The organism is Salmonella sp. SSDFZ69 (genome assembly GCF_004010755.1).
GTDB lineage: Bacteria > Pseudomonadota > Gammaproteobacteria > Enterobacterales > Enterobacteriaceae > Salmonella > Salmonella enterica.
The window spans coordinates 1,639,775-1,654,889 of the sequence record NZ_CP034831.1 but is presented as its reverse complement, the minus strand read 5'-3'; the positions used below and the strand labels follow the sequence as shown (position 1 = coordinate 1,654,889).

Below are 15,115 nucleotides of genomic sequence, written 5' to 3'. Positions count from 1 at the left end.
GACATAGCAGGCCCGTAAACTACGGTTCCATTACATTGTTATGAGGCAACGCCATGCATCCACGTTTTCAAACTGCTTTTGCCCAGCTTGCGGATAATTTGCAATCAGCGCTGGCCCCTATCCTGGCGGACCACCATTTTCCCGCCATGCTGACCGCAGAGCAGGTCTCGACGCTTAAAAATACGGCGGGACTGGACGAAGACGCGCTGGCTTTCGCACTGTTACCTCTGGCGGCGGCCTGCGCCCGTACCGATTTGTCCCATTTTAACGTCGGCGCGATTGCGCGCGGCGTTAGCGGCAACTGGTATTTCGGCGCGAATATGGAGTTCCTGGGCGCCACCATGCAACAAACTGTGCATGCTGAACAAAGCGCGATTAGCCACGCCTGGCTACGCGGCGAAAAAGGGCTCGCCGCCGTCACCGTTAACTACACGCCTTGCGGCCACTGTCGCCAGTTTATGAACGAGCTGAACAGCGGTCTGGATCTGCGCATTCATCTGCCGGGCCGCGCGCCGCATACGTTACGCGATTATCTGCCTGACGCTTTCGGGCCAAAAGATCTGGAGATCAAAACGCTGCTGATGGACGAGCAGGATCATGGCTTTACGTTAACGGGCGATACGCTAACGCAAGCGGCGATTACGGCAGCCAATAAGAGCCATATGCCTTATAGCCACTCACCGAGCGGCGTGGCGCTGGAATGTAAAGATGGCCGTATTTTCACCGGCAGCTATGCGGAAAACGCCGCCTTTAACCCTACGCTTCCCCCCCTGCAAGGCGCGCTAAACCTGCTGAGTCTCAATGGCTATGACTATGCGGATATTCAGCGCGCGATTCTGGCGGAAAAAGGCGATGCGGCATTAATTCAATGGGATGCCACCGCCGCAACGCTGAAAGCGTTAGGTTGCCATAATATTGACCGCGTGCTTCTCGGCTAAGCAAATGTGCCGGATAGCGACGCACTGGCGTCTTATCCGGCCTGACTCTCCTCTCCCGCGACCCGATACAAGGGAAATCATGCTGAAAATCTCCGCAATCAGACGGCGGTTTCTTGCGCTACGTCTTCGGGTACAGTAGCCTGATCGTACTTTCATCCTGGTATCGAGTTTCCTGCATGTTAAAGCGCGTGTTTTACAGCCTGTTGGTCCTGGTAGGCTTGCTGCTGTTGACGGTGCTTGGCCTCGATCGGTGGATGAGCTGGAAAACAGCGCCCTATATCTATGACGAGCTACAGGATCTCCCCTACCGCCAGGTTGGCGTCGTGTTAGGGACAGCCAAATACTATCGCAAGGGTGTCATTAATCAGTACTATCGTTATCGTATCCAGGGCGCGTTAAACGCTTACAATAGCGGTAAAGTCAATTACCTGCTGCTCAGCGGCGACAATGCCCTGCAAAGCTATAACGAACCGATGACCATGCGCAAAGACCTTATCGCGGCGGGCGTCGATCCTGCGGACATTGTGCTTGATTACGCTGGCTTCCGTACGCTTGACTCCATTGTGCGTACCCGCAAAGTGTTTGATACCAACGACTTTATTATCATCACTCAGCGCTTCCACTGCGAACGCGCCTTGTTTATTGCGCTGCATATGGGCATTCAGGCGCAGTGTTACGCGGTACCTTCGCCCAAAAATATGCTGACAGTGCGCCTGCGCGAATTTGGCGCCCGCTTTAGCGCGCTGGCGGATCTCTATATTTTTAAACGCGAACCGCGTTTTTTAGGCCCGCTGGTACCTATTCCCACGCAGCATCAGGTGCCGAATGACGCCCAGGGGTATCCGGCAGTTACACCGGAACAATTGCTTGAACTGGAAAAGAAAAAAGGGAAATGATCATGGATGTACAGACGATATTTGTCATATTAGCCTTTCTGCTACTCCCGCTTTTTTGCTTCCGTGAGGCCTGGAAAGGCTGGCGAACCGGCGCGGTAGATAAAGTTGTCAAAAATGCGCGAAAACCGGTTTATGTCTATCGCCATGCCGATCCCGTACAATATTGGTCTTATCTTTTTCTTTATACCGGTTGCGGTTTTTTATTTACTGGAATGATTATTTATCTTCTTTTTTATCGTTAATCTATTTATTATCCCTTTAAAATTGAGAATAGTTATTATTATGATATAAGGAACAAATGCTGTTTTGCATTCTGGTTTCATTTTTTTGTGAATTCTTTCACAGAATACCCTTCTTTCAATGCTTAGGCTGGCGGTAGATTTTGGATCATTAAAACGCGTTATTTGCGTTTCGCCTTAATTTATTCAAGCATTAAGGAAGATTATATGCCGCAACAAAATTATCTGGATGAACTCACGCCTGGTTTTACGCCATTACTGGCAATAAAAGAGGCTTCACGTTGTTTATTATGTCACGATGCGCCCTGTAGTCAGGCTTGCCCGGCGCAAACCGATCCGGGGAAATTTATTCGTTCTATTTACTTTCGCAATTTTAAAGGCGCAGCGGAAACTATCCGGGAAAATAATGCGCTTGGCGCCGTCTGCGCCAGAGTCTGTCCGACGGAAAAATTATGCCAGCGCGGATGTACACGTTCCGGAATAGATAAACCTATTGATATTGCACGCCTGCAACGTTTTATTACCGATTTTGAACAGCAGACTGCCATGCAGATTTATCAGCCCGGGAGTAAAACACGCGGGAAAGTCGCGATTATTGGCGCGGGTCCGGCAGGTTTGCAGGCAAGCGTGACGCTCACACATTTAGGCTATGACGTCACCATTTACGAAAAACAGCCGCAGCCCGGCGGATGGCTGCGTCACGGCATCCCGGCATTTCGTCTGCCGCAAAGCGTACTCGATCAGGAAATTGCCCGCATTGTAGAAATGGGCGTCAATATTAAATGTAATTGTGAGGTGGGCGGGTCGCTATCGCTTGCGCAACTCAAAGCCGAATATCGCGCCGTGCTGATGACCGTCGGGATGTCCTGTGGCTCTGATTTACCGTTATTTGAGCAAGCCAGTCACGTAGAGATTGCCGTTGATTTTTTACAGCGCGCCCGTCAGGCCGACGACGATATTAGCGTTCCGCGTAGCGCATTAATTATTGGCGGCGGCGACGTAGCGATGGATGTCGCCAGTACGTTAAAAATTCTCGGCTGTCCTTCCGTCACCTGCGTGGCGCGGGAAGAATTAGCCGAATTCCCCGCCAGCGAAAAAGAATTTACCAGCACGCAGGCATTAGGCGTATCGATTATTGATGGTTTTACGCCTGTCGCCGTCAGCGGAAATAAAGTGACCTTCCACCATGTACGCCACTCAGGAGAACTGACGCTGGAAGCGGAAAATATTATTTTGGCCGTGGGGCAGCACGCGCGACTGGATAACTTTGCGGAGATAAAAGCGCAGCATAATATTATCGACACGCACAATTATCAAACCGACGACCCGGCGATCTTTGCCGCTGGCGATATTGTTAAAGGTGATAAGACCGTCGTTTATGCGGTAAAAACCGGAAAAGAAGCCGCTCAGGCTATTCATCATTATTTAGAGGAGGCCTGCTCATGTTAACAAAAGATTTGTCTGTTACCTTTTGCGGCGTTAAGTTTCCCAATCCGTTTTGCCTTTCTTCTTCTCCGGTAGGCAATTGTTATGAGATGTGCGCCAAAGCCTATGATACCGGCTGGGGCGGGATCGTTTTTAAAACCATTGGTTTTTTTATTGCCAACGAAGTCTCTCCACGTTTTGACCACCTGACGAAAGAAGATACCGGTTTTATTGGTTTCAAAAACATGGAGCAAATTGCTGAGCATCCGCTGGAAGAGAATCTGGCCGCCATTCGACGGCTAAAACAGGATTATCCGGATAAGGTGCTGATTGCTTCCATCATGGGGGAAAATGAGCAGCAGTGGCAGGAACTGGCGCGTCTGGTTGAAGAAGCCGGCGCGGATATGATTGAGTGTAACTTCTCTTGCCCGCAGATGACCTCGCACGCCATGGGAAGCGATGTAGGGCAAAGCCCGGAGCTGGTTGAAAAATACTGCCGCGCCGTAAAACGCGGTTCATCTTTGCCAATGCTGGCGAAAATGACGCCGAATATTGGCGATATGTGCGAAGTCGCGCTGGCCGCTAAACGCGGCGGAGCCAACGGTATCGCCACCATCAACACCGTGAAATCCATTACTAACATCGACCTGAACCGCAAAATCGGGATGCCGGTGGTTAACGGTAAATCCAGTATCTCCGGTTATTCAGGAAAAGCGGTGAAACCCATTGCGCTGCGTTTTATCCAGCAGTTGCGAATGCACCCTGAACTGCGCGATTTCCCGATTAGCGGTATCGGCGGCATTGAAACCTGGGAAGACGCTGCCGAATTTCTGCTGCTGGGCGCGGCGACCCTACAGGTGACGACAGGCATTATGCAATACGGTTACCGCATTGTAGAAGATATGGCGAGCGGCCTCAGCCACTATCTGGCCGATCAGGGATTTGCCTCATTACAGGAGATGATCGGGCTGGCGAATGGCAATATTATCCCGGCGGAAGATCTGGATCGCAGCTATATCGTCTATCCGCGGATTAATCAGGAGAAATGCGTCGGCTGCGGACGTTGCTATATCTCCTGCTATGACGGCGGCCATCAGGCGATGGAGTGGGATGAACACAGCCGCACGCCGCATTGCAATACGGAAAAATGCGTCGGTTGTCTGCTGTGCGGTCATGTCTGCCCGGTCGCCTGTATTGATTTAGGCGAGGTCAAATTTAAAAAAGGCGAAAAAGAGCACGCGTTAACGCTGTAGCTCGCGGTATGAAGCCCGGCGCGCAGTTTCGCTGCGCCGGGTTATCTGATAAGCAAAGTAATAGGTCTGGATAACTACTTCTTACGCGCGTATTTCAGCGAGTCCAGCGCCACGGCGAAAATGATAATGCCGCCTTTGATAATGTACTGCCAGTACGGGTTTACCCCGATATAGGTCAGGCCATAGTTGATGACGGTAAAGATAATGACGCCGGTCACCACGCCGAAGACCGTCCCCACTCCGCCGCTAAACGATACGCCCCCGACCACGCACGCGGCAATCGCATCCAGTTCATACATAAAGCCGAGGTTGTTGGTGGCAGAACCAATACGCCCTGCTTCCAGTAAGCCGCCGAAGGCATAAAACACGCCGGAGAGCGCATAAATCATCAGCAGGTTCAGCGCCACGTTTACGCCAGAAACTTTCGCCGCCTCCGGGTTGCCGCCAATAGCAAAAATGTTTTTACCAAAACGGGTCTTATTCCACAGCACCCAGACAAACGCTACCGCAATCAGAGCGTAAAAGGTGATGTATGAGAGCCGGAAACTGCCCATCGCCACAAAGCCCTGTGCAAAGGTGGAAAAGCCGCTGTCAAAGCCGGAAATGGGCGAAGCGCCGACAAAGTCATAGTAAAGGGAGTTGATCCCATAAACGATAATCATCGTGCCAAGCGTGGTAATAAACGGCGTCACGTTCAGGTAAGCAATGATGATGCCGTTCACCAGGCCAATCACCGCGCCAATCGCGCAGACAATCAGGATGACCAGCGCAATCGGCATGGTCGCCATTTCCGGAAACACTTTATTGGCGTTTTCCATTGATTGCAGTAATGTTGCCGCCACGACCGCCGCCAGCCCTACCTGACGCCCCGCCGACAGGTCTGTCCCCTGGGTGACGATGAGTCCCGCCACGCCCAGCGCGATAATAATACGTACCGAAGATTGCGTCAGAATATTACTTAAATTCAGCAAACTTAAAAAAGTCGGGTCCTGGAAAATAATAATCGCCAGCAGCACTAAAAGAACGACGTAAATTCCGCCCTCTTTCAGCCAGGTCAAAAAGCTTTTCTTGTTTAACGCACTCATAAGGAGCCCCTGATCTTAAAGGTGCAAAGAAGCAAGACGCAAAATTTCGTTTTGCGTTGTTGTTTTAGTATCGACAATGCCGGAAACGAGACCGTTACTCATCACCAGAATACGATCGGTAATCCCTAACAGCTCCGGCATTTCAGAAGAGATAATGATGATCCCCTTGCCTTTTTTCGCCAGTTCCGCAATAAGCTGATAAATTTCAAACTTTGCGCCGACATCAATGCCGCGGGTCGGTTCGTCCAGCATTAATATTTCCGGCTGCGTCAATAGCCAACGACCAATGATCACCTTTTGCTGATTGCCGCCGGAAAGTGAACCAATTTGCGTGCGATGCCCCGGCGTTTTTACCCGCATGGAATCAATAACCCATTGGGTGTCGCTTTTCATCCGGGAATTATCCAGTAACCCCACTTTATTTTTATAATTACGGATATTCGAAATTAATGAGTTAAATCCGATATCCAGATAGGCATAAATTCCGGTGGAACGACGCTCTTCCGTCACCAGCGCAAAACCGTGGTTAATCGCTTCGTTCGCAGTGTGATTATTAATTTTCTTGCCATGTAAAGTGATTGTCCCAGACGACTTCTCACGAATGCCAAACAGCGTTTCGACGATATCGGTACGCTTTGCCCCAACCAGACCGGCAATGCCCAGAATTTCGCCCTTGTGCAAATCAAAGGAGACATCGCGAATGGAAGGCTGGCGCAGCGAGGTCAGGTTACGTACCTCCAGAATCACGTCGCCCGGCTTATTTTCTTTATCCGGGAAACGCTGGTTCAGGGAACGCCCGACCATCATCGCAATGATCTTATCCATATCCAGCCCTTCCAGCGGCTGGGTGGCAATCCATTGACCGTCGCGCAAAATAGTAATTTCATCGCACAATTGAAAAATTTCTTCCATTTTATGCGAGATATAAACAATTCCGCAGCCGCGTTCTTTCAGCTTGCGGATAATGGTGAACAGATGATTAACCTCTTTCTCAGTTAACGATGAGGTCGGTTCATCCATAATAACGATCTTAGCGTTATAGGAAAACGCCTTCGCAATTTCGATCATCTGCATTTGCGAAACGGATAACGTTCCTACGCGCGCGCGTGGGTCAATATCGATATCCAGTTCATCAAATATCGCTTTGGTATCCTGGTACATTTTATCCTGGTCGACAAACATACCTTTGGTGGGATAACGTCCCAGCCACATGTTATCCATGACCGAACGTTGTAATACCAGGTTTAACTCCTGGTGTACCATCGAAATCCCATTCTCCAGCGCTTCTTTCGCCGAATGGAAGTCCACTTCTTTTCCCTGAAATACAATGCTGCCGGAATCTTTTTGGTAAATACCGAAAAGACATTTTAATAATGTTGATTTGCCTGCGCCGTTTTCGCCCATTAATGCATGAATAGAGTGCGGACGAACGTTTAAGTTGACATTATCAAGCGCTTTCACGCCGGGAAATGATTTGTTAATGCCACGCATTTCCAACAAATATTCACCCGACGACGGAGAGATCGTGCTGCCCATAATGATACCCTGTCGGCCTTTTTAATTATGACTATCCGCGCCGGATGGCAAAAGAAATACGTTATCCGGTCTGCGGCACGTCACCCTTCCACGGTTTCAGGGCGCAACAAAATTGCGCCCACAGACGGAAAAGTTATTTTTGGGTAAATTCGCTCAGATTGTCTTTGTCCACGCCGACATAAGGCACGCGCACGATTTTGTTCTCAATCTTCCAGTTGGTACCGTCAGCCGCGCCCTTGCCTTCGGCGAGGTTTTTCGCCAGATCGAATGTCGCTTTCGCCTGATTGTTGGCGTCATTCAGTACCGTACCGGCCATCGCGCCCGATTTCACCAGCGCCAGGGCTTCCGGTAACGCATCGACGCCAAAGACCGGAATCGACGATTTATTATGCGCTTTCAGCGCCTCTACCGCGCCCATCGCCATCGCATCGTTATTCGCGATAACCACTTCAATCTTGTTAGCGTTCGGGCCAGACAGCCAGGCATCCATCTTATCTTTTGCCTGCGCGGTATCCCACATGGCGGTGTCTAACGCCAGTTGCTCGGTCTGAATACCTTTAGCATTTAACTCTTTCACCACATACGTCGTACGGGCTTCAGCATCCGGGTGCCCCGGCTCGCCTTTCAGCAGAACATACTGAATTTTACCGTCTTTATTCAGATCCCAACCCTGATTCGCCTGCCAGTGTTTGGCAATCAAGTCGCCCTGAATCACACCGGATTCTTTAGAGTCAGTCCCGACATAATACGCCTTGTCATAGCTGTCCAGCGCTTTGCGGGAAGGCTCTTTGTTAAAGAACACCACCGGCACATTTTGCCCGCGCGCTTTCTCAATCACCGTACCGGCGGCTGCCGGGTCGACCAGGTTAATCGCCAGAGCTTTAACCCCTTTCGCCAATAAAACGTCAATTTGATCATTCTGTTTAGATTGATCGTTTTGCGAGTCATTCATCAGTAGCTGAATATCCGGCGCGGATTTGCCATCTTTTTCAATAGCCTTACGCACCACGGACATAAAGTTATCGTCATATTTATAAATCGTCACGCCAATACGAGTATCAGCCGCGTGCGCGTGCGCGCCGAATAACAGACTTGCCATCACGGCAGAAAGGGTCAGTACCTTCTTATTCATGGTAGCTCCGGTTTTATTATGTAGGGTATAGCGTAAAAAAATGCCCGGCTGTTCAGCACGTTAACGCGTGTTACTGAACGCCGAAGCGTATTTAGAGCCTATCCCACCAGGCGTTATTGGCGCAGCCAGTTTGGACACGGACAGCGCGCAAAAACCGGAGCGTACACGTAGTACGTGAGGTTTGACTCGCTACGCTCGCCCTTCGGGCCGCCGCTAGCGGCGTTCAAAACGCTAACGCGTTTTGGCGAGCACTGCCCAGGTCCAAAATGGCAAGTAAAATAGCCCTAATGGGATAAGCTCTTATTCAACTCTTTATTTTTGTCCGGTAGTCGCGGGATATTGTGATAACGGTTTTTATAAGCGAAATACCCCAGCAAAACTGACAACTAACTGTTACACATTAGTTACAGTGCGACAAACGTTGTCATCATAGCTATCACAATGTTAATAAACTGTGAATTTACTCACAGATTGAAAACGGTTACATGCGGGGCGTAATCAGTTAGTGATCAGTACCGCATTCTGTCGCCACGCCACCGAATGGCGCCGTACCAGGGTCGGCATGAAGCAGTGCGTCGCCGTGATATCCAGCGTGCCTGCAGCCCCCTGTAACGCCAGCTCGGTCGCGATTTTCGCCATAGAAGCAATAGGATAGCGCACGGTAGTCAACTGAGGATCGGTATAACGAGCAATAGGGATATCGTCGAAACCGATGACAGACAGATGCAAGGGAATGGCGATGCCGTTATCTTTTAACGCCGTCAGCGCGCCCGCCGCCATGTTATCGTTATAGGCAAATACCGCCGTCAGTTGCAGATTGCGTCCCAGCAACTCAACCATTGCCGACTCGCCGCCCTGCATGTCCGGCGTGCCGGTGCCTATCCAGCTCTCCGACGCAGCAATCCCCTGCTCTTGCAGCGCGTGTAACCACCCTTCTCTGCGCATCGCGTCATCTTCAATACGGTGGCTGGAGGCCAGGTAGCCGATGCGTTGATGTCCATTATTCAGCAACATTCGGGTCGCCATTCTGGCGCCGCTCACATTGTCGAGACAGACACAACGATGCGCATAACCCGGCACGATACGGTTAATCAGCACCATACCGGGGATCTGATCCATAAAGTCGCTCAGCTCGCGATCGGTTAAGGCTTTTGAGTGAACAATCAATGCGTTACAACGCTGACGGATCAAGACTTCAATCGCATGGCGCTCTTTTTCCGCCTCATGATAACTGTTGCCAATGAGAACATATTTCTGGTGCTGCTGCGCGACCAGATCTACGGCTTTCACCAGAGCGCCGAAAAAGGCATCGGAAACATCCATGACCACGACGCCGATGGTGTCGCTCACCTGAGTGGCCAGCGCTTGCGCATTCGCATTTGGCCGATATCCCAGCAGGGTGACGGCCTGCATAACGGCGTCACGGGTGTCGGGACTGACCAACGCGCTGTTATTCAGTACGCGGGAAACGGTCGCTACAGACACGCCAGCCTGGCGCGCTACATCACGAATGGTGATCATATTCACTGCCCTGTTTGAGTTCAAAAATGCTCACAAATGCCCCGTTAGCAGGCGGCTATTTTGTCAGCACCCTGCCCAGGGCTGCGTGAGAAACATCACAGGGATGGAAACGGTTACAGCCATTTTGTTAATGAATGTGATCCAGATCGTTATCTGAGCGATCCTGACGCGCGCAACGTGAGTTGACGCCATAACCACTCGACCGGTCCCTGTCGCCAGAAACGTAGCCAGATGACGGAAAAGAGAAGGTTTATTGCCCATACCGGAACGACAAAGAACAAGAGTTCCAGTCGATTGAATTTCATAAATAAGCCAAACTGATAAAACAGCGTGGTACAGATGATCGTCTGCAGCAGATAATTGGTCAGCGCCATTCGCCCTACGCAGGCAATGGCAAGCGTCAGTCTGCATCGGCTAAGCTGCGGCCAGAAGCCAAACATCAGCGCGGCATAGCCCAGCGTTTGCAACGGCGCGCTCAGTTCGCGCGGCGCCTGCAATAAGAAGGCGCACCAGCGGTACGCCCAGTCCAGCCGCCATTGTAAAATGACCGCAGGCAGGTTGATCATTAGCCCTAACGCCACCAGCAGAACCCCGGTACGGCGATAGTGCCGCAGACTGTACTGACCTTTCAGCCAGCCGCTACGCATTAGCGCGGCGCCCAGCAGCATCATACCTGCCAGTTGCCAGCCATACTGCGCGCCGAGCGCCAGTAAACTATTCGACAGCATCTCTGCCCGGTTGCTGATAGCCTCCATGCCGCCGTTCAGCTTCCAGTATTTTTCATACAATATTGCCGACGCATCCGGCGTCCAGGCGCGGCTGGTTTCGCTACTCGATACCACACCCAGCAGCAGTAGCACGCCAATCCCGACCAGATAAAGGAGTATGCCGGTATTAAACAGGCTTTTTACCGAAGGCGCGTCGCGTACCAGTCGCCAGCAAATTAATCCGACCAGACCGTAGGCCAGCAGAATGTCGCCGTCCCAAAAGAATAACGCATGGATAAAACCTAACAGTACCAATAGTGTTAAGCGCGACTGAATCCACTGTTTACCACGCGGAAGCAGCATTTGTAGCCCCGCGCCAAACAACAACGCGAACAGCGTAAGAAACTTAGCCTGCGCCACAATATCGAGAATCGCCCAGGACCAGGCGTCTTCGGGAACGATCGCGCCGTACCAGGCGGGATTGAGATAAGCCGCCTTCGGCAATCCAAAGGCGCTAATGTTAAGAAGCAGGATACCGAGGATAGCGACGCCACGTACAAAATCCAGCGTGACATTACGCTCCATCGTCTCCGCCTTAATCATGGATGATGGCGAACGGCACGCAGAAACTCCTGGCGCGTATTCTGGCTGGACTTAAACAATCCGCCCAGCGACGTCGTCGTCGTGGCGCTGGTTGCATCACGAATACCGCGCGCTTTCACGCAGTAATGCACCGCATCAATCGATACCGCTACATTATTGGTGCCGAGCAAGGTTTGCAGCGCCGTCAGAATTTGTTGGGTCAAACGTTCCTGAACCTGTGGACGCTGGGCGAAGAATTGCACGATGCGGTTAATTTTCGACAGGCCGATCACGGAATCTTTGGGGATATACGCGACGGTCGCTTTGCCATCAATGGTCACGAAGTGATGTTCACAGGTGCTGGTCAGCGTGATATCGCGGACGGTGACCATTTCATCCACCTTCATTTTATTTTCAATGAGGGTAATTTTCGGGAAATTGGCATAGTCGAGGCCGGCGAAAATCTCGTCAACGTACATCTTAGCGATACGATGCGGCGTTTCCATCAGACTGTCATCGCTCAAATCGAGATTCAGCAACTGCATAATCTCAGTCATATGCCCTGCGATAAGACTTTTTCGCGTTTCATTATCCAGTTCATCCATAGGCGGGCGCAGCGGCGTTTCCAGCCCCCGGGCAACCAGCGCGTCATGAACCAGGGCCGCTTCTTTACTGAGTGATGGCATTAATCGTGTTCTCCTGCAGGTGTGGCGCCTCTGCCCTGCATGGGGCAAAGTTTGTCAATATTGTGACAGTGTGATTATTGTGCGTGAGGTAGCGCACATAATCCAGTATTCACGCCCATAATTGTTGAAATTGTCGCTGCCTTTCATGACATCTTTTCCGGTGCGAGAATGATGGCAGGACAAAGGGCATATTTGTTAACGCAACGTTATTTAAATGATGAAGCATGTTTATGTATTACGGAAGTGAAAGTTACTCACAACGCGGTGAATAATCTGTATTATGAAGAATCTGCATACCTTATCAGGTTCACCATAAAAGGAGCCCCCGCATGGAAATGCTCGAAGAGCACCGATGTTTTGGCGGCTGGCAGCAGCGCTGGCGTCATCATGCCGCCACGCTAAACTGCGCCATGACATTCAGCATTTTTCTTCCGCCGACTCAGGATAATGAACCGCCTCCGGTACTGTACTGGTTGTCCGGGTTGACCTGCAATGATGAGAATTTTACCACCAAAGCAGGCGCGCAGCGTATCGCAGCAGAACTGGGCATTGTATTGGTGATGCCGGATACCAGTCCACGCGGTGAACAGGTCGCCGACGATAGCGGATACGATTTAGGCCACGGCGCCGGGTTTTATCTCAATGCCACACAGCCGCCCTGGGCCAGCCATTATCGCATGTACGATTACCTGCGCGATGAGCTTCCGGCGCTCATCCAGACACAGTTTAACGTCAGCGACCGTTGCGCCATCAGCGGGCACTCGATGGGCGGCCACGGCGCATTAATCATGGCGCTGAAAAATCCGGGCAAATACACCAGCATCTCTGCTTTTGCGCCTATCGTCAACCCCAGCCGCGTGCCGTGGGGAATCAAAGCGCTTACCGCTTATCTCGGCGAAGATGAATCAGCCTGGACTGAGTGGGATAGCTGCGAATTAATGCTGGCCAGCCAGCCGCAGGACGCCATTCCTGTGCTCATCGATCAGGGCGACAGCGATCAATTCCTCGCCGATCAGCTTCAGCCCGCCGTACTGGCGGAAGCCGCGCGGCAAACCGCCTGGCCGATGACGCTACGAATCCAGCCAGGCTACGATCATAGCTATTATTTTATTGCGTCCTTCATCGAGGACCATCTGCGCTTTCATGCCCGGTATTTACGGGACGAGCGTGAGACGTCACCAACATAATGAATTTTCCAGCGCCGCGCTGTAGTTCACCTCCTCCGACTGCGGCGCGGAAGATTTATTATTTAAATCCGCGGCCTGCTGGCGTACCTGAAGGCGGCCGCTGCCCTCTCCGCCTTCATAACTTTCGTGAAAATTACGCAGCTCGGATTCAAACAGCACCGCATCAAGATTATGCAACTTATCCAGCGCCCGCAGGAGAGAAATTAACGTATCAAGATTGAGCCCTCCCCCCTTCTCGATACGCTTGATGGTGGCAATACCAACGTGCGCGCGATCGGCAAGCTGCTGCTGGGTCATCGAAAGAGACAGGCGCGTCTCCTTTAAGCGGGCGCACAACGACAGGATAATCTCGTCGTTATTCATCGTATTGTATTTCACGCTGTTACCCTCTCTTGCGCGGCTGAATTTTCCCCAGCGAACCATGATACGTTTCACGGTATTTAGCGCTCATGTCTTTACCGGTCTCGTACATCGCAGCAATGATCTCATCGAGCGAAATACAGGGTTCGCTTACGCGACTCATCGCCATCGTCGCCGCGTTTATCGCTTTCACGGCAGAGATGGCGTTTCTCTCTATGCAGGGAATTTGTACCTGCCCGCCCAGCGGATCGCAGGTCAATCCCAGATGATGTTCCATGGCAATTTCAGCGGCGCTCAGCGTTTGCTCCACGGATGCGCCCATCAGTTCAGCCAGGCCCGCCGCCGCCATTGAGCACGCCACGCCGACTTCCCCCTGACAGCCAACTTCAGATCCCAGAATAGAGGCGTTTTGTTTAAACAATATCGCGATAGCGGCGGCGGTCAGGAAGAAACGGGTCAGAGCACCGGGCTCCAGCGGCGTGACAAATTTATCATACCAGCAGAGCGCTGCCGGAATGATGCCGCACGCACCATTGGTTGGCGCGGTAACAATCTGTCCGCCGCTGGCATTTTCTTCGCTTACCGCAATCGCGAAGGCATTGACCCAATTCAGCGCGGTGAAAAAATCGCTGGCGGAACGGTTCGCCTGTAACGTCTTATGTAACGCACAGGCGCGCCGCGGTACCTGATAGGGGCCGGGTAATACCCCCTCAGTATGCAGGCCGCGATAAACCGCCTGCTGCATCACGTCCCATATTTGCGCCAGATAATTCTGCAACGTCTGTGGCGAGTGGCGGCACAGCTCATTTTTCATCATCAGCGCCGCCACGGACAGGCCATTACGTCGGCACAGCGCCAGCAACTGCGCGGCATGACTAAATTCAAAGGGCGACACTGTACGCAAAGGAAGCGATGGCGTCAGCGGCTCGCCATGTTTGCGAACCTGTCCGGCGCCGGTCGAAAACCAGGTCTCTTCATACACCGTGAAATAATCATCTCTGGCGCGAAACGTCATGGCATAAGGATGGCCTGGATGCGCCTGGTGATTGGCGATAATCTTGACTTTTATCGTGATTCCGCCCGCGTCGGAGAGCGGGAGTTCGATTTTGTTTTCATTTTCCGCACGCTTAATCGCCGCCATATGCGAACGGAGATCGACATTCTCCGGCTGGCAACCCAGCAGCCCAAGATAAAGGGCGGTATCCACATTGTGGCACTTGCGGCTTAACGATAACGCGCCATACAGCTCGATTTCAATTTCCCGAATTAGCGGCAACGTCTCTTGTTCTCTGAGCAATGAAATAAAGTGACAGGCGGCGCGCATCGGCCCTACGGTACGTGAGCTGGATGGACCTATTACTATTTTGAATATATCAAGGCAACTCTCCATCGTTATATCAATCCTTTCAGTGTCATTCGCGTTCAGTAATAAATAACATCCTCGCACAGTTGGCATATCAAAAGTGATACCTTTTGTGTCTGAACTTTACCTGGTATCAAAAACAACGCTTTTTTAGCCCTTTTCTGGCTGTGATATCTGTGATAGCACAAGATTCCACGCCGCAAAA

Annotated in this window: 14 protein-coding genes; 6 read left to right on the top strand and 8 right to left on the bottom strand. The window is 51.5% G+C overall.

Translation table 11 applies throughout. The features are described from left to right. The first annotated feature begins 53 nt into the window (after positions 1–53). From cdd to preA, 5 genes are all read left to right on the top strand, one after another. The gene (cdd, locus tag EOS98_RS08050; RefSeq protein ID WP_000553526.1) at positions 54–938 is read left to right on the top strand and encodes a cytidine deaminase; all 885 of its coding nucleotides are present in this window, start codon (positions 54–56) and stop codon (positions 936–938) included. Positions 939–1,114: 176 nt separating this feature from the next. Continuing rightward, positions 1,115–1,834, top strand: coding sequence for an outer membrane permeability protein SanA (sanA, locus tag EOS98_RS08045; protein WP_000920081.1), 720 nt, complete (start codon positions 1,115–1,117; stop codon positions 1,832–1,834). Next, the gene (locus EOS98_RS08040) at positions 1,831–2,076 is read left to right on the top strand and encodes a DUF2542 family protein (RefSeq protein ID WP_000605187.1); all 246 of its coding nucleotides are present in this window, start codon (positions 1,831–1,833) and stop codon (positions 2,074–2,076) included. The genes sanA and EOS98_RS08040 overlap by 4 nt, the downstream gene beginning before the upstream one ends. Positions 2,077–2,280: 204 nt before the next feature. Then, positions 2,281–3,522: an NAD(P)-dependent oxidoreductase gene (locus EOS98_RS08035; protein ID WP_126523960.1), complete on the top strand. Its 1,242-nt coding sequence runs from the start codon at positions 2,281–2,283 to the stop codon at positions 3,520–3,522. Continuing rightward, on the top strand, positions 3,516–4,751 hold the full coding sequence (gene preA, locus EOS98_RS08030; RefSeq protein WP_126523959.1) for an NAD-dependent dihydropyrimidine dehydrogenase subunit PreA: 1,236 nt from the start codon (positions 3,516–3,518) through the stop codon (positions 4,749–4,751). Before EOS98_RS08035 ends, preA begins: the two co-directional genes overlap by 7 nt. Before the next feature lie 74 nt (positions 4,752–4,825). Here the strand turns inward: preA and mglC are convergent, their stop codons facing one another. The 6 genes from mglC to folE form a co-directional block, all read right to left on the bottom strand. Then, positions 4,826–5,836, bottom strand: coding sequence for a galactose/methyl galactoside ABC transporter permease MglC (gene mglC, locus EOS98_RS08025; protein ID WP_001275101.1), 1,011 nt, complete (start codon positions 5,834–5,836; stop codon positions 4,826–4,828). A gap of 15 nt (positions 5,837–5,851) precedes the next feature. Continuing rightward, positions 5,852–7,372 carry a galactose/methyl galactoside ABC transporter ATP-binding protein MglA gene (gene mglA / locus EOS98_RS08020; protein WP_000535914.1) on the bottom strand — a complete coding sequence of 507 codons (1,521 nt, stop codon included), beginning with the start codon at positions 7,370–7,372 and terminating at the stop codon, positions 5,852–5,854. Positions 7,373–7,505: 133 nt separating this feature from the next. Beyond that, a complete protein-coding gene (gene mglB / locus EOS98_RS08015; RefSeq protein ID WP_126523958.1) occupies positions 7,506–8,504 on the bottom strand; it encodes a galactose/glucose ABC transporter substrate-binding protein MglB in 999 nt (332 codons plus the stop codon). A gap of 498 nt (positions 8,505–9,002) precedes the next feature. Further along, complete coding sequence (gene galS / locus EOS98_RS08010; protein WP_000628631.1) at positions 9,003–10,025, bottom strand: HTH-type transcriptional regulator GalS; 1,023 nt, start codon at positions 10,023–10,025, stop codon at positions 9,003–9,005. A gap of 149 nt (positions 10,026–10,174) precedes the next feature. Beyond that, positions 10,175–11,317, bottom strand: a complete 1,143-nt coding sequence (gene yeiB, locus EOS98_RS08005) for a DUF418 domain-containing protein YeiB (RefSeq protein WP_001518079.1) — start codon at positions 11,315–11,317, stop codon at positions 10,175–10,177. Positions 11,318–11,331: 14 nt separating this feature from the next. Next, entirely contained in the window at positions 11,332–12,000 is a 669-nt protein-coding gene (folE, locus tag EOS98_RS08000; RefSeq protein ID WP_001139611.1) for a GTP cyclohydrolase I FolE, read from the bottom strand. A 329-nt stretch (positions 12,001–12,329) separates the two neighbouring features. Between folE and fghA the strand changes: the two genes are divergently transcribed. Beyond that, the gene (gene fghA / locus EOS98_RS07995; RefSeq protein ID WP_126523957.1) at positions 12,330–13,187 is read left to right on the top strand and encodes an S-formylglutathione hydrolase; all 858 of its coding nucleotides are present in this window, start codon (positions 12,330–12,332) and stop codon (positions 13,185–13,187) included. On the opposite strand, the gene EOS98_RS07990 is transcribed toward fghA, so the two are convergent. Then, complete coding sequence (locus EOS98_RS07990; RefSeq protein ID WP_000876817.1) at positions 13,176–13,565, bottom strand: helix-turn-helix domain-containing protein; 390 nt, start codon at positions 13,563–13,565, stop codon at positions 13,176–13,178. The genes fghA and EOS98_RS07990 overlap by 12 nt on opposite strands. A 4-nt stretch (positions 13,566–13,569) precedes the next feature. Further along, positions 13,570–14,937 carry an L-serine ammonia-lyase gene (locus EOS98_RS07985; protein WP_126523956.1) on the bottom strand — a complete coding sequence of 456 codons (1,368 nt, stop codon included), beginning with the start codon at positions 14,935–14,937 and terminating at the stop codon, positions 13,570–13,572. Positions 14,938–15,115 lie beyond the last annotated feature (178 nt).